Origin of the sequence: Streptomyces sp. DG2A-72 (assembly GCF_030499575.1) — a bacterium.
Lineage (GTDB): Bacteria > Actinomycetota > Actinomycetes > Streptomycetales > Streptomycetaceae > Streptomyces.
This window is the reverse complement of the sequence record NZ_JASTLC010000001.1, coordinates 6,168,387-6,190,723: the sequence shown is the minus strand read 5'-3', so window position 1 is coordinate 6,190,723 and position 22,337 is coordinate 6,168,387. Positions and strand designations below refer to the sequence as shown.

Here is a 22,337-nt window from a genome sequence, read left to right as displayed (position 1 = left end):
GCCGGTCACCTTCCTCCGGCGCCGAGCCGGGGCTCGGCACTCCGGCGCGCCTGGTTCTGCCTGCGGGCCTGCAACTGCTGGCGGACCAGTTCGAGGCTGCGGACGACGGCCCCGACCTCGTCGTGGTAGCGGGGGTACAGCACGGTCTTGAGGTCGCCGTCGGCCAGCTTCTCGGCGCTGCTCGCCAGCGCGCGCAGGGGCCGGACCACGACCAGGTGGATCCAGCCCAGGCAGACCACGATCAGCGCGAGCCCGAGCATTCCGGCGAGCACGCTGCGGTCCTCGCGTTCGTACGGGGCGATCTCGAAGTGCTTGGCGTTCTGCCAGCTGACCACGGTCCAGCCGATGTCGGCGGCCACGCCGCCGCCGGAGAAGGGTGCCGCGGCGGCGACGGTGACCGAGCGCCCCTCGCGGATCAGCAGGCCGTTCTCCACCGGGCCCGCGCCCACCCTGACGCTGCCCGCCCGCACAAGGTCGGTGAGCGACTCGCGCGGCAGTCCCTCGAAGGCCAGGAAGCCGTCGCTGGCGGCGATGGTCCGGGCCTTGGTGTCGACCACGCGGACCTCGCCGAGACCGGGCCGGTTCAGCAGCGAGTTCAGGAACTCCACCCGTACCTCGCCGACCAGGGTCATGCCCTTGTGGTCCGGTACGGCGGCCCCGGCCTGGATCACCGGCTTCTTGCCGCCCTCACCCGACACGCGGACGAGCGAGTCGCCCTCCTCGTCCTCACTCCAGGCGGAGTCGGGCTCCGCCCCGGCGCGGGCGACGACGTCGCCCTCGTCGACGACGTACAGGGAGCCGTAGCGCGTGTGCTTGCGCAGGGCGTCGTCGAGCACACCCCTGGTGGCGTCGGGGTCGTCCGCGTCGATCAGCCGGGAGATGGAGACGAGGTCGGCCTGGGCCTCGTTGAGGGCCCGGCGGACGCGGTCGGCGACCAGGTCGGTGCGGTCGCGCTGGTCGTTGACCATGGTGTTCGGCACACTCACCGAGGCGTCCGTGCGGTTGAGCAGCAGACCGACCGGCACGCACCACAGCAACAGCAGGGCGGCGGTCAGCGCCAGTGGAACCCGCAGTCCGAGCCGGCCCCTACGGCCCGTGGCCTTGCCGGAGGAGGTCTCCGCCCGCCCGTCCGACAGCTGCCCGCGCAGCCGTTCCAAGGCCGCGCCCACGCGGGCGGCCTCGCCCCAGCGGGGCACGGCCACGGGACGGGTCAGATCGCCGCGGGCCAGTCGGCGGGACTCCAGGAAGAGCCCCAGCAGGGGCCGCTGCACGGCCATCCACAGCAGGGCCGCCGCCACCAGCCCGAAGATCACCAGGACGCCGGCCGCCACCAGCCCGTACAGCTCCCGCTCCTGACCGGCGGCCTGTTCCTGCACCACGGGCAGCATGGCCACGACCGTCAGCCCGAGGCCCGCGCCGACGCTCTGGCGCTGCTCGGGGTCGGCGGAGGCGAGGGAGGCGTATCCGGCGGTGGCGATACGGCCGTTGTAGGAGTCGCCCAGCAGGGTTCCGCTGACGCCCGGGTAGCCGCGCGAGCCGGGCTCCCTGGCGCTGACGGGGTCCTGCTCGGTCTCCTTGGCCGCCTGTTCGGACAGCCGGGTCATCTGCTTCTGCAGGAAGGAGAGTTCGCTGCGCTCCGCGTCCGAGTTGAGCGCCTCGGCCCGCTCGAAGCCGGCCGTGGCGAGGACCTCGCCGCCCCGGGCCACGACTGCCATCGAGCGGAACGGGCCCAGGTTGATGGCGGGCACGGAGAGGCTGTTGGAGGCGATCAGCAGCTGCTGCGGACGGTCTTTCCAGTCGAGGAGGGCCATGGTCATCAGCCGCACGTCACCGGTCTGCAGCCGGACCATGCGGGGGGTGAGGGCGTTCTCACCGGTCAGGACGTCCTTGTCCAACCAGGCGAGCGGAATCGTTTCACCCCTCGCGGCGAGCACCTTGCCGCTCTCCAGGTCCAGCACGGTGGTGCCGGTCCACTTCTGGTACGTCCTGCTCAGGTCCGACAGCACTCGCTCCGGATCGGCGGGCTCCCCCGCTTTCAGCGCGGCCGCGGTGCGGTTCAGGTCGGTGACCCGCTCGTCGATCGACGCACGCAGGGCGATGGCGCCGTCCTGCGCGAAGTACTGCTGGGAACTCAGCACCGCCTTCGGCACGGCCGGCTCACCGGCGGGGCCCAGCACCTTGGCGGTCAGCCCGGCCAGGGCGAGGATCAGCAGGCACAGCAGCGCGATCGGCGGTCGTATACCGCCCAGGAGCGGCATGTCCGCGCGTCTGCGCATACGCCGCCGCCCGCCCCGTCCTGGGCGTGGCGCGCTTTGTGTCGAAATCACCGGTGGTTTCCTTCGCCTCTTCACTACTCAGGCGCTCGCAGGAGCCACCGCTGACGCGGACATGAGACGCCGTCACTTTAAAAGACAGTTAAAACGCGCCGGGGTTGGGTTTCGGCGGGCAACCGCTGCCTGTGTCACTCGTCACGTCCCCAGCCGGAGCTGCTCCAGACCGTCGCCACCTGGGGCGCCCCGGTTGTAGAGGAAGCCGCGGGTGCGGTCGTCGGCCAGCCGGTAGCGGGCGAGCCGGTCCTCGGACAGATCTCCGGGACGGTCGAGCAGCTGCCGCACGTCCACCACGCGATGGTCCTCGACCGCTCCCTCGGGCGCCTTCTCCCCGGCCTCCACCTCCGGCGGGATGTCGACCAGCGTGGTCCGGTAGCGGGCGCCGACGTCCCAGCCGTCGGTCGTCTCCCTGAACTCGAACCAGCCGATCGCCCCCTCCTCGGTGAGGCCGGTCGGCGAGGAGTGGCGGGCCACCTGGTTGCCGAGGCTGTAGGCGATCCAGGTGCCGTTGAGCTTCTGGATGGGCTGCACCACGTGGGAGTGGTGACCGATCACCAGGTCGATCCCGGTCTCCTTGGTGATCCGCTCGGCCAGCTCCAGCTGCGGGACGCTCGGCTCGTTGTAGTGCTCCAGGCCCCAGTGGACCGAGAGGATCACCACCTCGGCGCCCTTCTCGCGGGCCCGGGCCTCGGCCTTCTTGATGGGGTCGATGCCGATCCGGTTGAGGGCCCAACGCTCCTTCTCGGGCGTGGGGTTGAGGAAGGACTCCCAGGAGAAGGAGAGATGGGCGACCTTGACGCCGTTGACGTCCCGGATGTTGATCTGCTCTGCTTCCTCGGGCGTACGCGCGGACCCGGTGTGGCCGAGGCCCACCTCGTCCATCGTGTCCAGGCTGCGCTTCACGGCCTTGAGGCCGTGGTCGTAGGTGTGATTGGAGGCCGTGGAGCAGGTGTCGTAACCCACGTCCTTGAGAGTCGTGAGGATCTGCGGGGGGACGAGGAACTCCGGGTACCCCTCGAAGGGGCCCTTGGGCGTGCCGACCGGAGTCTCCATGTGACAGATGGCCAGATCGGCCTTGCTGATGACCGGCTTCACCCCGGCCATGAGCGGTCCGAAGTCCAGCCCGGCCTGCCCCTCATCGGTCTTCTTGGCGTCCTTGGCCGCCTGTTCGACCAGTTCGGGGTGGATGAGCACATCACCCGCGGCGGCGACGGTGAACGAGCGCCCGCCCGGCTTCACCTGCGCCCCGGACGGCTCGGAGGCACAGGAGGCGACCAGGCCGGCCAGAGCTCCCAGAACCACCACCGAGCGGCCTATACGGAGAGACTTACGGAATGTCACCGCGCCATACTCACATGGGCCTCACAGCTCAATCGGTCATTGCCGTCACAGGACAGTCACGTTTCGCTCGCATTCTTACCCAAGGGGTTTTGATCGTGGCGCTGGCCGGCTGCCAGACGACAACACCCGAGGCCACTGAAGGTTCGGTTCCGCAGGCTCGGGAGCTGGTGGACCTCCGCAGCCGGATCCTCACGTATACGGCCGACCTCGAGCCCGACGCCTCCTACACACCGCCCGGCGCAGCCCGACGCGAACAGCTGGCGCGCGGCGTAGGTCGTCTGCTGGACGGCGACGCGGAGAAGGCCGAGCGCCTGCTCGCCCCCCTCGGCCTCGGCGTCACCCGCCTCACCGACACCGACTCCGGCCGCCGTTACGACGAGGTCGCCGCCCTGCGGCCGGACGGCGAGGCCGCGAGCTGGGGCCGCCTCTACCTGACCGCGGACTCCGCGGTGCGCTGGAACGTACAGGTGCCGCACCCGGTCTCCGACCGCGACACCGAGGCACTCGGCGTCCGGCTGCTGGAGGACGCCCCCTCGGGCGCACTCGTCGTGGCCGGCGCCCACCGCCGCGCCGGCCGTGCGGACGCCGCGGACGTCGCCCACCGCGAGGACAGCGCCTTCCACTCCATCGTCGTCGAGCTCCAGAAGCGCGGTGTGCCCGGTCTCCAACTCCACGGCTTCGCCGAGACGTCCGAGCGCCCCTACGAGGCCATCGTCTCCGGCGGCGCGGCGCAGAGCACGTCAGGCGAGGCATCGGCGCTGGCCGACCGTCTGGAGGCGGAAGGTCTGCGCGTCTGCCGGGGCTGGTCGGCACGCTGCCCGCTGGAGGGCACCTCGAACGTCCAGGGCAGGTCCGCGGAGCGCCGGCACGCCACGTTCCTCCACGTGGAACTGGCCCCCGACGCCCGGGACGACGGCCCCGACGCCGACGAAACCGCGGACGCCCTCGGCGATCTCCTGAGGACCTGGTCGCAGGACTGAGTACGACATGCACACCGGCGGCGAACAACGCCCCAAAGGGGCGCGGGGAACTGCGCGACAAGCCACGACGAACCCGCACCCGCCAACGAAACAGTCCCCGGCAAACGAGTAGCGCCTGCCCCGCCCGCCGGAGGTCCCCGCACCGGGAGACAATCACCCCACGTCATGTCGGGGAGGGGGACGAGGGCCGTGCGAATGCGAGGCCGGATCCAGCTGATAGGGGCCGCCGCAGGCACCGCCGTGCTGGCCCCGCTGGCAGTGTGGGCCTGGCCCGACCAGGAGGACGGCGAGGCCGCGCCCCGGCCGGTGCCGACCGATCTGCGGGACCGTGACCCGAAGGCCACCCCCGAGGCACGCCGGGTGTACGCGATGCTCGCGAACCTGGAGAACACCGCCCGCCGCGGCCGGCCGAGCCGCACGGTGATCGGCCAGCACGTGGAGCTGCACAACGAGCGGTACAACGCCCAGTACGGCGACTACCGGGGCACCAAGCCTCCGGGCTACTACTACCGCAAGGCCCGCGACATCACCGGCCGCCTGCCCGGCTTCGTGGAGCTGGACCTCGGCCCCGGCTACGGCCAGCCCGGCTGGGCGGTGGGTCAGTCCCGCTCCTACTCCGGCGACTGGCCGGGCTGCCGCCGCCACTGGGGGTACGTCGAGGACGCCGTGGACCTCGCCGTCGGCGTGTGGGCGGGCCTGCCCAGGGTGGCCGACGGCTCGTACCGCCCCTCGGGCACGCATCAGGAGTGCGCGACCGGAGCCGAGGTGTCCCTGCCGCACAACGGCGGTGCCCCGGCGGGCCTGGTCGGGTTCTCCTTCCACCAGCCCTACCCGGGCAGCCCCGTCAAGGGCTTCCCGCAGACCCTGCACCGCAACTCGCCCGCCGCGCAGGACCCCCGCTGGTTCGCCCGGGTGGTCAGCCGGGGCACCACCGAGCACCGGGCCCTGCTGCGAGACCTCGCCTATCTCGCGGACCACCTGGGCTACCTCGCCGACCAGGGCGTACCCGTGCTGCTGCGGCCGTACCACGAGATGAACACCGCACCGGGTCGTGGCTTCTGGTGGGCCGGGCAGGACCCGGCGGCCTTCCGCAAGCTGTGGCATGTGACATACGACTACCTCGTACACCGCCGCGGCCTGCACAACCTGATCTTCGTCTGGTCCCCGAACTCCTGGAACGGCTCCTACGGCCGCACCCCCGGGCCCTACTACCCCGGCGGACGTCACGTCGACATCGTCGGCGTCGACGACTACAGCGACACCCCGGCCGAGCCGTTCGGCGGCGGAGCCTGGACCGAGGTGTGGTACCGCGGTCTGGAAAAGTACCGAAGGCCCCGGATCGTCTCCGAGTCCTTCCATGTCCCGCTCAACGCCGCACAGCCCAAGACCCTGGTCAGGACGCCGTGGGTGCTGTGGACGGTGTGGGGGCAGGCGCTGTCGTACGACAACGTGTCCGAGCCGCGGAAGAAGAACACCACAGACGACGTGAAACGGACGTACCACTCCTCCCGCGTGATCACGGCACAAGAGTTCGCTTGATTAACTTTTAAACACATCTTCCTCACAATGGTTCCATGCCTCGGGCACGTATGCCAGGATCGTGCTCCTGTTCGGCCAATGGTTCTGGACGCCTGGGGGGGCATCTGAGCGGCGATTGGCCGATTTTTACGCCAGCAGGGCGTTGAGGGGTGGGGATCCCATAGGGAAGGTGCCGTGGTGCGCTCGTCGCGCCGCGGCCGAGATCTGTCGCTGCCTCAACGCACCACCCATCTCACGGGGAGTTCCGCAGTCGTCATGGCATCGACACTGGTCGACGGGGGTGTGCCGCACTCGCGGCACAATCAGAAACTGGCCAAGCGCACCGCGGCTTGGCGGCCGGGGATTTTGCCGTTCCTCATCCCGCTGGTAGGGCTGCTCGCCTTCAGTCTCTGGTCGTACACACCCTCCGACTCACCGCTGGCCTGGCTGATCACCATCGCCTGGGCCCTGCCCGTCCCGGGTGTACTCGTGTCCATTCAGGGCTTCATCCTGATCCGCCGCCGGGCCCGCAAGGCGCATCTGATGACCCCGCCCGCCCTGGTGGAGCAGGATTTCCTGATCACGCTCGTGCCCACCATCGGCCGGCACGACACCTACCCCGCGCTGGAACGTTCCGTCCTGTCCTATGTGGAACACCTCCCCGAGTGGTTCCCGTACATGCGGGTGGACGTCCTCACCGAGGAGGGCTGCGAGGCCGCCGAGCGGATCGACGCACTGGCGGCGACCAGCCCCCTCATCCGTGTGGTCACGGTCCCGAAGGCCTACGAGACCCAGAACGGCACCCGGTTCAAGGCCCGCGCCAACAACTACGCCCACGAGCTGCGCATCGAGGAGGGCGAGGCGCTGGAGAACGTCTGGGTGCTGCACATGGACGACGACACGGGCGTCGGCCCGGACACCGCGGCGTCCCTCGCCCAGTTCATCAACCGCCAGCGGCGCGCGACCCCCGAAGAGGTCAAGCACATGGCGCAGGGCATCCTGACCTACCCGCGCGAGAACGCGGTGAGCATGTTCACCTGGTTCGCCGACGCCATCCGCCCGGCGGACGACATCGCGCGGTTCCGCGCCTTCACGGGACTCGGCACACCGGCCGCCGGCGTACACGGCGAACTCCTCGTCATCCGCGCCTCCATCGAGGCCGAGATCGGCTGGGACTTCGGCCCCAAGGAGATCGTCGAGGACGCCCGGCTGGCCCTGACCTTCTGCCGTATCTACCCGGGCCGCAGCGACTGGTTCAACGGCCGCTGCTACGGCGCCTCGCCGGCCAACTCCAAGGACTTCATCAAGCAGCGCGAGCGCTGGGCCTGGGGCCTGGTCGCCCTCTGCTTCAACCGCAAGGTGCCGCTGCGCTACCGCTGGTTCCTCACCATCTGCGTGACGAGCTGGATCCTCGGCCCGCTGCAGCACGTCGGCACGGTGCTCTTCCTGGCCTGGTTCATCGGCGACATGAACACCTCGCCCGTGACCCAGTCGGTGGTCGTGCTGTGGTCGATCAGCTTCGCCTATGTGATCTGGGCCTACTGGGAAGGGCTGCGGCTCAACGCGATCGCCTCCGCGAACGGCAGGCGCAAGTGGTGGGAGCCCTTCGCGGTGATCCTCATGCTCCCCCTCTTCTCCCTCATCGAGGGGATCGGCGGCATCAAGGGCCTGTGGAAGTTCATCCGCCGCGAGGAGAACAAGTTCGTCGTCATCGCCAAGCCCGCCTGACCCGGAAGAGACCGACACCTCATGAAGCGCGCCCGCTTGCCTCTGCTTGCCGTGCTGCCCGTATCCGTCATCTCCTTCGTGATCGCGGTCCCCTTCGTTGCCGGTGACCACCCGCTGCGCTGGGAGTCCGGTTCACTCCTGCCCGACGTCGTGCTGAAGGGCGAGGACGCCGGAAAGTCGAAGGCCCCCTCGGCCGGCACCGCCGCAGGTACGTCGACCCCGGCCACGGCGGAGATCGCCAAGGTGGACAAGGAGTGGAAGGAGGGCATGCCGCAGTGGGGCGTCCAGCTCTACTGGGAGGACAACCCCAAGCATGCCCTCGACTACGTGGAGAAACAGGCGAAACTGCACTCCGACTATCTCGTCGGCCTGCACGCCAACTCCGTCAGCGTGAGCTTCCCCTTCTTCACCGGCGACCTCGACTCCACGAAGATCAGCGGGGGCGGCAAGACACCCACCGCCGAGCGGCTCGCCCGCGTCCTGCAGATCTTCCACGAGGCCGGGCTGCGTACGACCGTACGGCCGCTGATGGACGAGACGTCCCTCGATGTGGACAACGGCGGCTGGCGCGGCAACATCGACCCCGCCGACCGCGACGCCTGGTTCGCCTCGTACAAGAAGTTCCTGACGCCGTACCTGAAGGCGGCGGACAGTGAGCAGGCGGCGACCTTCGTCATCGGCACCGAGCTGAACTCCATGGAGGGCGACACCCGCTGGGACGCCCTGGTCGCCTCCGCCGAGAAGGCCTTCTCCGGCGAGGTCGCGTACGACGCCAACTGGGACAACTACGTCTCCGGCCGCATCGACATGCCGGTCAGCCACCTCGGCGTCGACGCCTACTTCCCCGTGAAGGTGGCGGACACCGCACCCGTCGAGACGCTGGTCGAGGGCTGGAACGACTGGCTGGACAAGAAGGCCACCGGCCCGCTGCCCAACCTCACCATCGCCGAGGCCGGCATCGGCGCGATGAAGGGCGCCTACAAGGCGCCCGGTGACTTCTACACCAAGCGCGCCGTCAACCCCAAGGTGCAGGCCAACTGGTATGAGGCCGTCTGCCAGGTCGTCCAGGAACGGCAGATGAGCGGCGTCTATTGGTGGTCGATCTACTTCGACGACGACCCGAACTCCAAGCCCGACGACAAGGTCGCCTCCCGGCTCGACTTCGCCGGACGCCCCCTGACCGAGAAGGCCATCAAGTCCTGCTTCACCTCTGACTACGCAGGCCCCGGTACCGACACCGCCAGCTGACCGAGCGAGGCCATCATGCAAGAAGCCATCATTTTGGTGGGCGGCAAGGGAACCCGCCTGCGCCCCCTGACGAACCACACCCCGAAGCCGCTGCTCAACGTCGCCGGCTCGTCCTTCATCCGGCACCAGATAGCCAAGCTGATGGACGCGGGCGTCGAGCACGTGGTGTTCGCCACCTCGTATCTCGCCAGCCTCTTCGAGGAGGAGTTCAAGGACTTCTCCCAAGAGCTGCGAATCTCCTACGCCGTCGAGAGCGTCCCGCTCGGCACGGGCGGCGCCATCCGCAACGCGGCCCGCCTGCTGCGCGGACCGGCGGACGCGCCTGTCCTGATCCTCAACGGCGACATCCTGTCCGGCCTCGACCTGCGGGACGTCCTGGAGCAGCACGAGGCGCGGGAAGCGGACGTGACTCTGTATCTCACCCGCGTCTTGGACCCGCGCGCCTTCGGCCTCGTACCCACCGACGAGTCCGGAAGGGTCCTGTCCTTCCTCGAGAAGCCCAAGACCCAGGAGGAGTGCGTCACCGACCAGATCAACGCCGGCTGCTACGTCTTCCGCCGGTCCCTGCTGGACGCCATCCCGGCCGACCGCGAGGTCTCGGTCGAGCAGGAGACCTTCCCGCAGCTCGTCGCCCAGGGGCGGCGCGTCTACGGTCACACGACCGACGACTACTGGCGTGACCTCGGCACACCGCTGGCCTTCGTCCACGGCTCGGCCGACCTGATCACCGGCAAGGCGACGTCTCCCCTGGTGGAGCGGCCGACCGAGGCCCTGATCCATCCCACAGCCACCGTCGACCCGACCGCCCGCATCACGGGCGGCTCGACGATCGGCGCGGACGCCGTCATCGGCGCACACGTGGTCGTCGACCGCTCGATCATCGGCGGGAACGTCACCGTGGCCGAGGGCGCCCAGATCCACGAGTCCGTGGTGGACCACGACTCCTCGATCGGCAGCGAATCGTTCCTTCGCGAGGTCGTGGTGGGCTGCCATGCGCACGTCGGCGCCCAGAACGAGCTGCCCGCCCAGCTGCGGCTGTCGTGCGGCATCCGCATTCCCGCCCAGGGGGTGCGCGTCAGCGGTACGGCTGTCGCCTGCCCGACGGTCCACTGAAGTCGCCGGCCAGCCCGGACAGTTACTGGAGAACCGTGACCCGCCATCGTTCAACGGCCACGCAGACAGAGCGTCTTCGCAAGTACCGGCCGGACATTCAGGGCCTGCGCGCCGTGGCCATCATGATGGTGGTCAGCATGCACGTCGGCATACTCGACATCCACGGCGGCGTGGACGTCAGCTTCGTCCTCAGCGGCTTCCTCATCGGCAGCCAGCTCCTCGCCGAGATCGACAAGACCGGCAAGGTGTCACTGAGCAAGTTCTGGGCGCGTCGTATGCGCCGACTCGCCCCCGGCATGGCAGTCGTCATCCTCGCTACGGCGGCCTTGGCGTGGGTCTACGGCAGCCCGCTCAGGTTCCGTGACTACATGGAGGACGGTCTCGCCTCCGCGCTGAGCGTCATGAACTGGCGGCTCGTCGAGACGGGCACCGACTACTTCGCCAACGACGGGACCCAGTCCCCGTACCAGCACTTCTGGTCGCTGGGCATCGAGGAGCAGTTCTACGTCGCCGCGCCGATCGTCCTGTTCGTCACGGCCTGGCTCAGCCGCGCCCTCTTCCGCAACCGCGTCCTCGTGGGACTGTTCCTCACGGCCGTGGTGGGCGGGTCACTGTATCTGTCCATCCAGCAGACCGCGTCGAATCAGCCCCTCGCATACTTCGGCACCCACACCCGCATCTGGGAACTCGCCTTCGGCATCCTGCTCGCGCTCGGTGCCCCGCTTCTCTCCCGCATGAACCACGGGCTGGCGGCGTTCATGTCCTGGGCCGGACTCGCCATCGCCATCGGCACCGCGCTCCTCATCACCCCGGAAACCCCGCTGCCGGGATACGCGGTGGCCGGCCCCGTACTGGGCGCTTCCATGATCATCGCCGGCGGATGCGCCGCTCCCCGCCTCGGCGCGGAATGGCTGCTGAACAACCCGGTGTTCAACTCCGTCGCCAACGTCAGCTACGGCTGGTACCTCTGGCACTGGCCGGTCCTCATCCTCTGGCCGGACTTCACGGGCCACGAACTCTCCTACTCGGACCGTTTCCGCGTCGCCTCGCTGTCGCTGATCCTGGCCTACGCCATGTACTACATGGTCGAGGCCCGCTTCCGGAACAACGCGCAACTGGTGGCCCGCCCCTGGAAGGGCATCTTCGCCGGCGGCACAGCCGTCGCGGGCACCGCCGCTGCCGCGGCCTTCGCCATGACCGCGCTCCCGCTGAACCTCTCGACCACGGCCGTCGCAGCGGATGGAGAGGTCGGCTACTCCGGCCCGGATTCGGTGCAGAAGTCCGTGCTCCAGACGAAACTCTCCAACGTCGCGCAGAGCGCTCTGCCCAAGTCTCCCGAGGACAAGACCCACTACGGCTGCATCGACAACACCGATGTCACCGAGTTCGTCATGCGCGACAACTGCGTCATCGGAGACCCGGAAGGGAAGACGTCGATCGTCGTCATCGGGGACTCCCACGCCTGGCAGTGGGGCGACGCCTTCCATGAGATCGGGCAGAAGCTCAACGCCAGGATCATCACCATGGCGAAGGGCGGCTGCTCCCCCGAGGTCTACTCCATCAAGAACCCCGAGCTGAACCGCGAGTACTCCGAGTGCGACAGCTGGCGGGAATCGGCCTTCAAGGAACTCGAGAAGGTCAAGCCGGATGTCATCGTCGTCACCAACCGCGTCCGCCGCGAGGCGCGGGAGGCCGGCGCCGAAAAGGCCTTCCAGGTCTTCGAGGACACCGGCGCCAAGCTGGTCTACCTCACCGACAGCCCGCAGCCCGGCAGGAACGTACCGGACTGTCTTGCCACCCACACCGACGACATCTCGGCCTGCAATCCCGCACAGGACCAGGCCATCGAGTACCCCGAATACCGGGAGATGGAGCAGCAGGTGGCCAAGCGCCACGGCGCCGAGATCATCGACACCCTGCCCGCATTCTGTGCGAGCAACGTGTGCCCGACGGTGATCGCCGACCAGATCGTCTACTACGACTCCAGCCACATCACGGCCGGCTACGCGAAGTCGCTGATCCCCTATCTCCAGCCGACCCTGAAAGAGGCCCTGGCCGGCTGACCCCGCTACCCGCAGCACCCCGCCGACGGCAACGTCCGCCTGTTCCGCGCCTCCTTGTTCCGCGCGGCCAGCAACTCGTCGGCGGGGTAACCGACTTCCTCCAACGTCAGCCCATGCGGCCGTACGACATGCACGGCGGAGTCACGCACACCGGCGGCAAGCACCTTCCCCGGCCAGTCCGGCCCTCGATGCCCGTCCCCCACGAACAACAACGCCCCGATCAACGACCGCACCATGTTGTGGCAGAACGCATCGGCCCGCACGGTCGCCGTGACGACCCCGTCCTCACCCCGCACCAGGCTCAGCTCCTGCAGCGTGCGAATGGTCGTCGCCCCCTCCCGCTTCTTGCAGTAGGCGGCGAAGTCATGCTCCCCCAGCAGCCCTTGAGCCGCCTCGTTCATGGCATCGACGTCGAGCGGCCAGTCATGCCACAGCACATGACTCCGCAGCAACGGATCAACACCCCCCGGATTGTCGGTGACGCGATACGCATACCGCCGCCAGACAGCCGAGAACCGCGCGTTGAACCCGGCCGGCGCCTCCCTGAGCGCCCACACCCGCACATCCTTCGGCAACCGCCCGGCAAGCCGCTTCAGCAACTTCTCGTGATGCTCCCCCCACACCTCCCGAGGCAGATCGACATGCGCAACCTGCCCCCGCGCATGCACCCCGGCATCGGTCCGCCCGGCCACGGTCAGCTCATACGTCTCCCGGGACCGCGTGACCGTACGCAGCGCGTCCTCAACCTCTCCCTGCACGGTCCGCTTCCCGCCGGCCTGCTTGGCCCAGCCGTGAAACGCGCTGCCGTCGTAGGACAGGTCAAGACGAACGCGTACGTATCCGGGTGCCGCTTCATCACTCACGTACAGATCCTCTCAGCAACACAAGAACGGGCCCGCTCCTCGAAAGGATCGGGCCCGCAATCGCCCCAAAGGGGCGCGGGGAACTGCGCGACAAGCCACGACGGCGCCGCAGCCGCAAACCACACAGCCCCCGGCAGAACGCTTACGCGTCCTTCGACTCCTCGGCGACAGTCTCCTCGGCGGGAGCCTCCTCGGCCTTGGTCACGTCGACCTTGGTCTCCACCGCGGCGTCGGCGTCCTTGGCGGCGCGCTTCGTCGCAGCCTCGGCCTCACCCGTCGCCTCCTGCGCAACCGTCAGCGCCTCGACCAGCTCGATGACAGCCATGGGCGCGTTGTCGCCACGACGGTTACCGATCTTGGTGATACGGGTGTAACCACCCGGACGGTTCTCGTAGCGCGGACCGATCTCGGTGAAGAGCGTGTGGACGACGCTCTTGTCCGTGATGACCTGGAGCACCTGACGGCGGTTGTGAAGGTCGCCCTTCTTCGCCTTGGTGACCAGACGCTCGGCGTACGGCCGCAGACGGCGGGCCTTCGCCTCGGTGGTGGTGATCCGGCCGTGCTCGAAAAGCGCCTTCGCGAGGTTCGCAAGAAGCAGCTTCTCGTGCGCGGCACTGCCGCCCAGACGGGCACCCTTGGCGGGCTTCGGCATGATGTTTCTCCTAGGTGTCTGCCCCGGCCGTATCAGGTACCGGAGTCAGTATCCGAGCAGACGGTCGTCTGTCGGAGATCCGGGGTCCGCTGACGCGAACCCCGGAGGTGGAACCGATCAGTACTGCTCGGTCTCCACGAAGCCCGCATCCGCGTCGTCGTCCGCGCCGAACGCGTCCGCCGCAGCAGTCGGGTCGAATCCGGGCGGGCTGTCCTTGAGCGCCAGGCCCATGCCCGCCAGCTTCGCCTTGACCTCGTCGATCGACTTCGCACCGAAGTTACGAATGTCGAGGAGGTCCGCCTCGGAGCGCGCGACCAGCTCACCCACGGAGTGGATGCCCTCGCGCTTGAGGCAGTTGTACGACCGGACGGTGAGCTCCAGCTCCTCGATCGGCAGCGCCAGATCGGCGGCAAGGGCGGCGTCCGTCGGGGACGGACCCATGTCGATGCCCTCGGCGTCGATGTTCAGCTCACGGGCGAGACCGAACAGCTCGACCAGCGTCTTACCGGCGGAGGCCATAGCGTCACGCGGACGCATCGCCTGCTTGGTCTCGACGTCGACGATCAGCTTGTCGAAGTCGGTGCGCTGCTCGACACGCGTGGCCTCGACCTTGTACGTGACCTTCAGAACCGGCGAGTAGATCGAGTCGACCGGGATACGGCCGATCTCCTGGCCCACCTGCTTGTTCTGCACGGCGGAGACATAACCACGGCCGCGCTCGACCGTGAGCTCCATCTCCAGCTTGCCCTTGCCGTTGAGCGTGGCGAGGACGAGGTCGGGGTTGTGCACCTCGACACCGGCCGGGGGCGCGATGTCGGCGGCGGTGACCAGACCCGGGCCCTGCTTGCGCAGGTACATCACGACCGGCTCGTCGTGCTCACTGCTCACGACCAGCTGCTTGATGTTGAGGATCAGGTCGGTGACGTCCTCCTTGACGCCCGGCACGGTGGTGAACTCGTGCAGCACGCCGTCGATCCGGATCGACGTGACAGCCGCGCCGGGGATCGAGGACAGGAGGGTACGGCGGAGGGAGTTGCCGAGGGTGTAGCCGAAGCCCGGCTCCAGCGGCTCGATCACGAACCGGGAGCGGAATTCGTCGACGACCTCTTCGGTCAACGAGGGACGCTGAGCGATCAGCATGTGTGGATCAGATCCTTCTTTCGTGGACGCCCGCTATTTGACGTCCGACGGAACCGCCCCCGGCAAAAGGGACGGGTACTGCAAGGGTACGGGCGATACGCCCCCGAAGAGCCGTACCGCCCGAAACCAAAGCCTGCGCGAAGCAGCCGAACGTCAGACGCGGCGGCGCTTCGGCGGACGGCAGCCGTACTGCGACAGTGTGGGGGACAACCCCCACACTCCCAGCCGGAAGCCGCGCCACCGTGAGCCGGTGCGTCAGACGCGACGCCTCTTCGGCGGACGGCAGCCGTTGTGCGGGGTCGGGGTGACGTCCTGGATGGAGCCGACCTCGAGACCGGTCGCCTGGAGCGAACGGATGGCGGTCTCACGACCGGAACCCGGGCCCTTGACGAACACGTCGACCTTGCGCATGCCGTGCTCCTGGGCGCGGCGGGCAGCCGACTCGGCGGCCATCTGCGCGGCGAACGGCGTGGACTTCCGGGAGCCCTTGAAGCCGACGTGGCCGGCGGAGGCCCAGGAGATCACGTTGCCGGACGGGTCCGTGATGGAGACGATCGTGTTGTTGAACGTGCTCTTGATGTGCGCGTGGCCGTGAGCGACGTTCTTCTTTTCCTTGCGGCGCACCTTCTTGGCAGCGCCCTGACGACCCTTGGGGGGCATCTATAACTCCTACGGGGAGGTGGTCGGTCCTACAGCGAAGACCGCTGATGAAGCGTTGTCCGCTGCGGACTACTTCTTGCCCGGCTTCTTCTTACCGGCGATGGCGCGACGCGGGCCCTTGCGGGTACGAGCGTTCGTGCTGGTGCGCTGACCGCGGACGGGCAGGCCACGACGGTGACGGAGACCCTGGTAGCAGCCGATCTCCACCTTGCGGCGAATGTCGGCCTGGATCTCACGACGGAGGTCACCCTCGGTCTTGATGTTGTTGTCCACGTACTCGCGGATCGCGACGAGCTGCTCCTCGGAGAGGTCGCGAACACGGGTGTTCGGGTCGATGCCCGTCTCCGCCAGCGTCAGCTGCGAAAGGGTCCGGCCGATGCCGAACACGTAGGTCAGGGCGACTTCCACACGCTTTTCGCGCGGGATGTCGACACCGGAAACGCGTGCCATTCAATGGCTCCAGTTGTCGTTCGGAGGTCTGACGCGGAACCGATTCCCAGCCGCCGTACGAGGTACGAACTGGGTCCCCAGCCTCCGACCGGGGGTGTCAGGCCTGATGAGTCTCAGCCCTGGATTCCGCGTATGAACATGTACTGCTTGCGTCGCGCGAAGTTCTGCGGATGCAGAGAGTCGGTCGTGCGTCAGCCCTGGCGCTGCTTGTGGCGCGGGTTCTCGCAGATGACCATGACCCGACCGTGACGGCGGATCACCCTGCACTTGTCGCAGATCTTCTTGACGCTCGGCTTGACCTTCATTGGGTGAGGTTCTCCGGGTCAGTGCCACCACCCCGCGGGAGCGGGGCACAGGCAAGATCTACTTGTACCGGTAGACGATCCGGCCACGCGTCAGGTCGTACGGAGACAGCTCCACCACGACCCGGTCGTCAGGGAGGATGCGGATGTAGTGCATTCGCATCTTGCCGCTGATGTGTGCCAGGACCTGGTGGCCGTTCTGGAGCTCGACCTTGAACATGGCGTTCGGAAGAGACTCGACGACAGTGCCCTCGATCTCGATGGCACCTTGCTTCTTGGCCACGCTTCGCCCTTCGAATCGACTACCTTGATCGACCCTGTGCGAGCGCATGCAGACATGCGGGTACACAAGAGCCGACGAGTCAGTCTACGTCAGCGCACCCGGAAAGACGAATCGAGAAAGTCTGCCCCAACAGGCAGATCCTTAAGCGCTCGGGAGTGGAGCGCCCCGTAAGGGGCGCGGGGAACTGCGCGACAAGCCCCCACACACCCGCAGCCGCCAACCGAGCAGGACCACGCTCCCCGGTAGGCGCTCAAGCCAAGGGATCCGGAGCAGCAACGACGCCGTACTCCGCCAACTTCGCCTTACCCCCGTCGGGAGACGTAAGCACCAACGGCCCCTGCTCAGTCAGTGCAACGGAATGCTCCCAGTGCGACGACCACGTACCGTCCGTGGTGACAACCGTCCAGTCATCCGCGAGAACCTCGGTCTTCGGCGTACCCAGCGACACCATCGGCTCGATCGCAAGGCAGAACCCGGGCACCAGCTTCGGCCCCTTGCCGCGCCGCTTCTCGACATAGTTCAGCAGATGCGGATCCATGTGCATCTCCGTGCCGATGCCATGGCCGCCGTAGTCCTCGATGATCCCGTAGCGCCCGCCCCCGGGCTTCGGCTGGCGGCGGATGTACGTCTCGATGGCACGGGAGACGTCGACGAGGCGATGCCCCTGCTTCATCGCCGCGATGCCCGCCCACATCGACTCCTCCGTCACCCGGGAGAGCTCGATCAGCTCAGGAGCATGACCGGAGCCCACGAAGACGGTGTAGGCCGCGTCGCCGTGCCAGCCGTCGATGATCGCGCCGGCGTCGACGGAGATGATGTCGCCGTCCTTGAGGACGACGTCGTCGGACGGGATGCCGTGGACCACGACCTCGTTCACGGATGTGCAGATGGTGGCCGGGAAGCCGCCGTACCCGAGGAAGTTCGACTTGGCCCCGTGCTCCGCGATCACCTTCCGCGCGACCTCGTCCAAGTCCTTGGTGGAGGCACCCGGCACGGCCGCCTCCCGCGTCGCCGCGTGAATGGCGGCAACGACCAGCCCCGCCTCACGCATCTTGGCGATCTGCTCAGGGGACTTGATCTGCACCATGGCGGCGGTGGCCTTTCTGGAACGGGGAGGAATGGGGCTGCTTCCACAACCATACGTGCGCGGCCTGCGTCCGCTCTCACGCAGTAGCCGCGGTCCCCCGACAGGGAACCGCGGCTACGGCGACGTACGAACGACTACTTCTCGTCGCCCTCGCGCTTCAGCGCCTCCAGCGCACGACCGGTGACCTCGTCCACCGGGCCCATCGCGTTGATCGTCACGACCAGGCCCTGCGTCTTGTAGTAGTCGATGATCGGTTCGGTCTGCGTGTGGTAGACCTCGAGCCGCTTGCGGACGGTCTCCTCGGAGTCGTCGTCCCGCTGGTACAGCTCACCGCCGCAGACGTCGCAGACGCCCTCCTTCTTCGGCGGGCTGTACGTCACATGGAAGACGTGCGAAGAGTCCCTGCGGCAGATCCGCCGGCCGGCGATCCGCTTGACGACCTCTTCCTCGGGTGCCTCGAGATCCAGCACCGCGTCCAGCTTGACGTCCTCGGTCTCCAGCACCTCGTCCAGCGCCTCGGCCTGCGAGACATTGCGCGGGAAGCCGTCGAGCAGGAAGCCGTTCTCCGCGTCGGGCTGCTCCATGCGGTCCTTGGCCATCGCGATGGTGACCTCGTCGGGGACCAGGTTGCCGGCGTCCATGTAGGACTTCGCGAGTTTGCCGAGTTCCGTCTGCTGGCTGATGTTCGCGCGGAACAGGTCGCCCGTGGAGATGTGCGGGATGCACAGCTTCTCGGCAAGGCGCGTGGCCTGCGTACCCTTACCGGCGCCCGGCGGCCCGACGAGGACGATTCGCATCAGCGGAGGAACCCTTCGTAATTGCGCTGCTGAAGCTGGCTCTCGATCTGCTTCACCGTCTCGAGACCGACACCCACGATGATCAGGATGCTGGTGCCGCCGAACGGGAAGTTCTGGTTTGCCCCGAAACCAGCCAACGCCATTGTCGGGACGAGAGCGATCAGACCCAGATACAGCGAACCCGGCCAGGTGATCCGGTTGAGCACGTACGACAGGTACTCAGCGGTCGGCCGGCCAGCCCGGATGCCCGGGATGAAGCCACCATACTTCTTCATGTTGTCGGCTACTTCTTCGGGGTTGAAGGAGATAGCCACGTAGAAGAACGCGAAGAAAACGATGAGCAAGAAGTACAGAGTGATGTAAATCGGATGGTCACCCTTCACCAGGTGTGACTCGATCCACGTTTTCCAGCTGGAGTTACCGCTCGAGAACTGCGCGATCAATGCCGGGATGTAGAGCAGTGACGAGGCGAAGATGACGGGAATCACACCCGCCTGGTTCACCTTCAGCGGGATGTACGTGGACGTGCCGCCGTAGGACCGGCGGCCGATCATCCGCTTCGCGTACTGAACGGGGATGCGGCGCTGTGCCTGCTCGACGAAGACCACCAGGCCGACCATGAACAGGCCGACGAGGACGACGGTGCCGAACTCGATCCAGCCGCCGGCCAGGGAGCCCTGCGTCTTGATGGCCCACAGCGCGGACGGGAAGGTCGCGGCGATCGAGATGAACATCAGGATCGACATGCCGTTGCCGATGCCGCGGTCGGTGACGAGCTCACCGAGCCACATCACGACGGCCGTACCGGCGGTCATGGTGATGACCATGGTGATGGTCACGAAGATCGACTGGTCCGGAACGATCTCGGAGGCCACGGGGCAGCCCTGGAAGAGCGCGCCGCTGCGGGCGGTGGCGACCAGGCCGGTGCCCTGGAGAACGGCGAGCGCGACCGTCAGGTAACGGGTGTACTGCGTGATCTTCGCTGTGCCGGCCAAGCCCTCCTTCTTCAGAGCCTCGAGCCGTGGGATCACCACCGTCAGCAGCTGCAGGATGATGCTCGCCGTGATGTACGGCATGATGCCGAGCGCGAAGATCGTGATCTGCAGCAACGCGCCGCCGCTGAACATGTTGACCAGACCGAACAGGCCCTGGTTGCCCTTGGCCACGTCGATACAGGTCTGGACGTTCTGATAGTCGACACCGGGGATCGGGATATGCGTACCGATCCGGTAGATCACGATGATGCCGAGCGTGAAGAGCAGCTTCTTGCGCAGGTCGGGCGTCTTGAACGCCCGGGCGAACGCGGTGAGCACGGTGCCTCCTGCGACCCCCGCGCTTCTGCGTCAAGGGTGACGGTTGTGAGATTCCGATGGATAACGACATAGGTAACGGTCAACTGCCGCTCTGAGTGCCCCACGTGCAGCACTCAGTAAAAGTTGGCAGTGCAGGCCACCTTACCCGCGGGACTGCCACCCTTGGAACGACCAACCGGGGATACCCCATTTGTGGGTATCCCCGGTCGGGATCGCTCAAGTCATCGAGACACCTGAGGTGTTCAGACGAGCTCGGTGACGGTGCCGCCGGCGGCGGTGATCTTCTCCTTGGCGGAGCCGGAGACGGCGTCGACCGTCACCTGCAGCGCCACGGAGATCTCGCCCTGGCCGAGCACCTTGACGAGGCTGTTCTTGCGAACGGCCCCCTTGGCCACCAGACCCTCGACGGTGACCTCGCCACCCTCGGGGTAGAGCGCGGCCAGCTTGTCGAGGTTCACGACCTGGTACTCGGTCTTGAACGGGTTCTTGAAGCCCTTCAGCTTCGGCAGACGCATGTGGAGGGGCATCTGCCCACCCTCGAAGCGCTCCGGAACCTGGTAGCGGGCCTTCGTGCCCTTGGTACCACGACCGGCCGTCTTACCCTTCGACGCCTCACCACGACCCACACGGGTCTTGGCGGTCTTGGCGCCCGGGGCGGGACGGAGGTTGTGGATCTTGAGCGGGTTCTGCTCCGCCATGATCAGTCGACCTCCTCGACCGTCACGAGGTGGCGGACGGTGTGCACCATGCCGCGGAACTCGGGACGATCCTCCTTGACGACCTGCGTGTTGATGCCCTTGAGACCAAGGGAGCGCAGGGTGTCACGGTGGTTCTGCTTGCTGCCGATGTACGACTTCGTCTGCGTGATCTTGAGCTGAGCCATTACGCAGCACCAGCCCCGGCACGCGCACGCAGCAGAGCCGCGGGAGCGACGTCCTCGAGCGGCAGACCACGGCGGGCCGCGATCTCCTCGGGACGCTGCAGGCCCTTCAGGGCCTCCACGGTCGCGTGCACGATGTTGATCGCGTTCGACGAGCCGAGCGACTTCGACAGCACGTCGTGGATACCGGCGCACTCCAGAACGGCACGCACGGGACCACCGGCGATAACACCGGTACCCGGCGAAGCCGGCTTGAGGAGAACGACGCCGGCAGCCTTCTCACCCGTGATCGGGTGCGGGATGGTGCCCTGGATACGGGGGACCTTGAAGAAGTGCTTCTTGGCCTCCTCAACACCCTTGGCGATGGCGGCCGGCACCTCCTTGGCCTTGCCGTAACCGACACCCACGGTGCCGTCACCGTCGCCCACCACGACCAGCGCGGTGAAGCTGAAGCGACGACCACCCTTCACAACCTTGGCGACGCGGTTGATCGCGACAACGCGCTCAACGTACGCGGTCTTCTCGGCGGCAGCTGCGCCGCCGTCACGGCCCTTCCGGTCCCGCCGCTCGCCGCCACCGGCACCGCCACCGCGGCGCTGGGGTCCAGCCATTGGAATTACCTCTCTCTGTCTCCGCTAGCTACGGAACCAGGACTCAGAACTTGAGTCCGGCTTCGCGGGCGGCGTCCGCCAGAGCGGCAATGCGCCCGGCGTACTGGTTACCACCACGGTCGAATACGACGGCCTCGACGCCCGCGGCCTTGGCGCGCTCGGCGACCAGGGCGCCGACCTGCTTGGCCTGTGCGGACTTGTCGCCCTCGCCACCGCGCACCGAGGTGTCCAGGGTGGACGCCGACGCCAGGGTGTGACCCTTGATGTCGTCGATCACCTGGGCCACGATGTGGCGGTTGGAGCGGGTAACGACCAGACGGGGACGCTCCGCGGTACCCGAGACCTTCTTGCGGATCCGGATGTGACGGCGCTTGATCGCGGCGCGCTTGTAGGCGTCGCCCTTAAGGATCTTCTGTCCGTATGCCATGGCTTACTTACCCGCCTTTCCGACCTTGCGGCGGATGACTTCGCCCTCGTACTTGACGCCCTTGGCCTTGTACGGGTCGGGCTTGCGCAGCTTGCGGATGTTGGCCGCAACCTCGCCGACCTTCTGCTTGTCGATGCCCTCGACCGAGAAACGGGTGGGGGCCTCCACCTTGAAGGTGATGCCCTCGGGGGCCTCGACCAGAATCGGGTGGCTGTAGCCGAGCGCGAACTCGAGGTTCGAGCCCTTCGCGGTCACTCGGTAACCGACACCGCTGATCTCGAGCTTCTTCACGTAACCCTGGGTCACGCCGGTGATCATGTTCGCCACCAGCGTGCGGGACAGGCCGTGCAGGGCCTTGTTCTGACGCTCGTCGTTGGGGCGGGTGACGTTCAGAACGCCGTCCTCACCCTTGGCGATCTCGATCGGCGCCGCCACGGTGTGGGAGAGCGAGCCCTTGGGGCCCTTCACCGAAACCGTGCGGCCGTCGATGGTGACGTCCACGCCGGCGGGAACCGCGATGGGGAGCTTGCCGATGCGCGACATAGCTGTTT

23 protein-coding genes are annotated in these 22,337 nt (G+C 67.5%); 6 read left to right on the top strand and 17 right to left on the bottom strand.

Going from position 1 to position 22,337, the window contains the following annotated elements; translation table 11 throughout:
* Nucleotides 1-5 precede the first annotated feature (5 nt).
* A complete protein-coding gene (locus tag QQY66_RS29620; RefSeq protein ID WP_301987539.1) occupies nucleotides 6-2,258 on the bottom strand; it encodes a HAMP domain-containing protein in 2,253 nt (750 codons plus the stop codon).
* Nucleotides 2,259-2,468: 210 nt separating this feature from the next.
* A complete protein-coding gene (locus QQY66_RS29615) occupies nucleotides 2,469-3,626 on the bottom strand; it encodes a CapA family protein (RefSeq protein ID WP_301987538.1) in 1,158 nt (385 codons plus the stop codon).
* Between the two features lie 134 nt (nucleotides 3,627-3,760).
* Between QQY66_RS29615 and QQY66_RS29610 the strand changes: the two genes are divergently transcribed.
* From QQY66_RS29610 to QQY66_RS29585, 6 genes are all read left to right on the top strand, one after another.
* On the top strand, nucleotides 3,761-4,651 hold the full coding sequence (locus tag QQY66_RS29610) for a hypothetical protein (RefSeq protein ID WP_301983300.1): 891 nt from the start codon (nucleotides 3,761-3,763) through the stop codon (nucleotides 4,649-4,651).
* Nucleotides 4,652-4,846: 195 nt separating this feature from the next.
* Nucleotides 4,847-6,190 (top strand): glycoside hydrolase family 26 protein, encoded by a 1,344-nt coding sequence (locus QQY66_RS29605; protein ID WP_301987537.1) that lies wholly within the window; start codon nucleotides 4,847-4,849, stop codon nucleotides 6,188-6,190.
* A 255-nt stretch (nucleotides 6,191-6,445) separates the two neighbouring features.
* Nucleotides 6,446-7,897, top strand: a complete 1,452-nt coding sequence (locus QQY66_RS29600; RefSeq protein WP_301983299.1) for a glycosyltransferase family 2 protein — start codon at nucleotides 6,446-6,448, stop codon at nucleotides 7,895-7,897.
* 21 nt (nucleotides 7,898-7,918) lie between these two features.
* Entirely contained in the window at nucleotides 7,919-9,145 is a 1,227-nt protein-coding gene (locus QQY66_RS29595; RefSeq protein WP_301983298.1) for a hypothetical protein, read from the top strand.
* Between the two features lie 15 nt (nucleotides 9,146-9,160).
* Nucleotides 9,161-10,258: an NDP-sugar synthase gene (locus QQY66_RS29590; protein WP_301983296.1), complete on the top strand. Its 1,098-nt coding sequence runs from the start codon at nucleotides 9,161-9,163 to the stop codon at nucleotides 10,256-10,258.
* A gap of 35 nt (nucleotides 10,259-10,293) precedes the next feature.
* Nucleotides 10,294-12,321 (top strand): acyltransferase family protein, encoded by a 2,028-nt coding sequence (locus tag QQY66_RS29585; protein ID WP_367667002.1) that lies wholly within the window; start codon nucleotides 10,294-10,296, stop codon nucleotides 12,319-12,321.
* 5 nt (nucleotides 12,322-12,326) lie between these two features.
* Here QQY66_RS29585 and truA read toward each other — a convergent pair whose 3' ends face one another.
* The 15 genes from truA to rplF all read right to left on the bottom strand — a co-directional run bounded on the left by truA (nucleotide 12,327) and on the right by rplF (nucleotide 22,329).
* A complete protein-coding gene (gene truA / locus QQY66_RS29580) occupies nucleotides 12,327-13,184 on the bottom strand; it encodes a tRNA pseudouridine(38-40) synthase TruA (protein WP_301983294.1) in 858 nt (285 codons plus the stop codon).
* Nucleotides 13,185-13,326: 142 nt separating this feature from the next.
* Nucleotides 13,327-13,836: a 50S ribosomal protein L17 gene (rplQ, locus tag QQY66_RS29575; RefSeq protein ID WP_301983293.1), complete on the bottom strand. Its 510-nt coding sequence runs from the start codon at nucleotides 13,834-13,836 to the stop codon at nucleotides 13,327-13,329.
* Between the two features lie 117 nt (nucleotides 13,837-13,953).
* Nucleotides 13,954-14,976 carry a DNA-directed RNA polymerase subunit alpha gene (locus QQY66_RS29570; protein ID WP_003966937.1) on the bottom strand — a complete coding sequence of 341 codons (1,023 nt, stop codon included), beginning with the start codon at nucleotides 14,974-14,976 and terminating at the stop codon, nucleotides 13,954-13,956.
* Between the two features lie 255 nt (nucleotides 14,977-15,231).
* Nucleotides 15,232-15,636, bottom strand: a complete 405-nt coding sequence (gene rpsK, locus QQY66_RS29565) for a 30S ribosomal protein S11 (RefSeq protein ID WP_003956432.1) — start codon at nucleotides 15,634-15,636, stop codon at nucleotides 15,232-15,234.
* A 69-nt stretch (nucleotides 15,637-15,705) separates the two neighbouring features.
* The gene (gene rpsM, locus QQY66_RS29560) at nucleotides 15,706-16,086 is read right to left on the bottom strand and encodes a 30S ribosomal protein S13 (protein WP_037680379.1); all 381 of its coding nucleotides are present in this window, start codon (nucleotides 16,084-16,086) and stop codon (nucleotides 15,706-15,708) included.
* Nucleotides 16,087-16,277: 191 nt separating this feature from the next.
* Entirely contained in the window at nucleotides 16,278-16,391 is a 114-nt protein-coding gene (gene rpmJ, locus QQY66_RS29555; RefSeq protein WP_003998809.1) for a 50S ribosomal protein L36, read from the bottom strand.
* 58 nt (nucleotides 16,392-16,449) lie between these two features.
* A complete protein-coding gene (gene infA, locus QQY66_RS29550; protein WP_003948620.1) occupies nucleotides 16,450-16,671 on the bottom strand; it encodes a translation initiation factor IF-1 in 222 nt (73 codons plus the stop codon).
* 250 nt (nucleotides 16,672-16,921) lie between these two features.
* A complete protein-coding gene (gene map, locus QQY66_RS29545) occupies nucleotides 16,922-17,758 on the bottom strand; it encodes a type I methionyl aminopeptidase (protein WP_301983292.1) in 837 nt (278 codons plus the stop codon).
* Between the two features lie 134 nt (nucleotides 17,759-17,892).
* Nucleotides 17,893-18,555, bottom strand: coding sequence for an adenylate kinase (locus QQY66_RS29540; RefSeq protein WP_301983291.1), 663 nt, complete (start codon nucleotides 18,553-18,555; stop codon nucleotides 17,893-17,895).
* The gene (gene secY, locus QQY66_RS29535; RefSeq protein ID WP_301983289.1) at nucleotides 18,555-19,868 is read right to left on the bottom strand and encodes a preprotein translocase subunit SecY; all 1,314 of its coding nucleotides are present in this window, start codon (nucleotides 19,866-19,868) and stop codon (nucleotides 18,555-18,557) included. The genes QQY66_RS29540 and secY overlap by 1 nt, the downstream gene beginning before the upstream one ends.
* A gap of 242 nt (nucleotides 19,869-20,110) precedes the next feature.
* Nucleotides 20,111-20,566, bottom strand: a complete 456-nt coding sequence (gene rplO / locus QQY66_RS29530; RefSeq protein ID WP_014674382.1) for a 50S ribosomal protein L15 — start codon at nucleotides 20,564-20,566, stop codon at nucleotides 20,111-20,113.
* A 2-nt stretch (nucleotides 20,567-20,568) separates the two neighbouring features.
* Nucleotides 20,569-20,751 (bottom strand): 50S ribosomal protein L30, encoded by a 183-nt coding sequence (rpmD, locus tag QQY66_RS29525; RefSeq protein ID WP_005481207.1) that lies wholly within the window; start codon nucleotides 20,749-20,751, stop codon nucleotides 20,569-20,571.
* The gene (gene rpsE, locus QQY66_RS29520) at nucleotides 20,751-21,359 is read right to left on the bottom strand and encodes a 30S ribosomal protein S5 (RefSeq protein ID WP_030671799.1); all 609 of its coding nucleotides are present in this window, start codon (nucleotides 21,357-21,359) and stop codon (nucleotides 20,751-20,753) included. The genes rpmD and rpsE overlap by 1 nt, the downstream gene beginning before the upstream one ends.
* A 43-nt stretch (nucleotides 21,360-21,402) precedes the next feature.
* On the bottom strand, nucleotides 21,403-21,786 hold the full coding sequence (rplR, locus tag QQY66_RS29515; protein ID WP_301983287.1) for a 50S ribosomal protein L18: 384 nt from the start codon (nucleotides 21,784-21,786) through the stop codon (nucleotides 21,403-21,405).
* A 3-nt stretch (nucleotides 21,787-21,789) separates the two neighbouring features.
* Nucleotides 21,790-22,329 (bottom strand): 50S ribosomal protein L6, encoded by a 540-nt coding sequence (rplF, locus tag QQY66_RS29510; RefSeq protein WP_301983286.1) that lies wholly within the window; start codon nucleotides 22,327-22,329, stop codon nucleotides 21,790-21,792.
* Nucleotides 22,330-22,337: the final 8 nt, after the last annotated feature.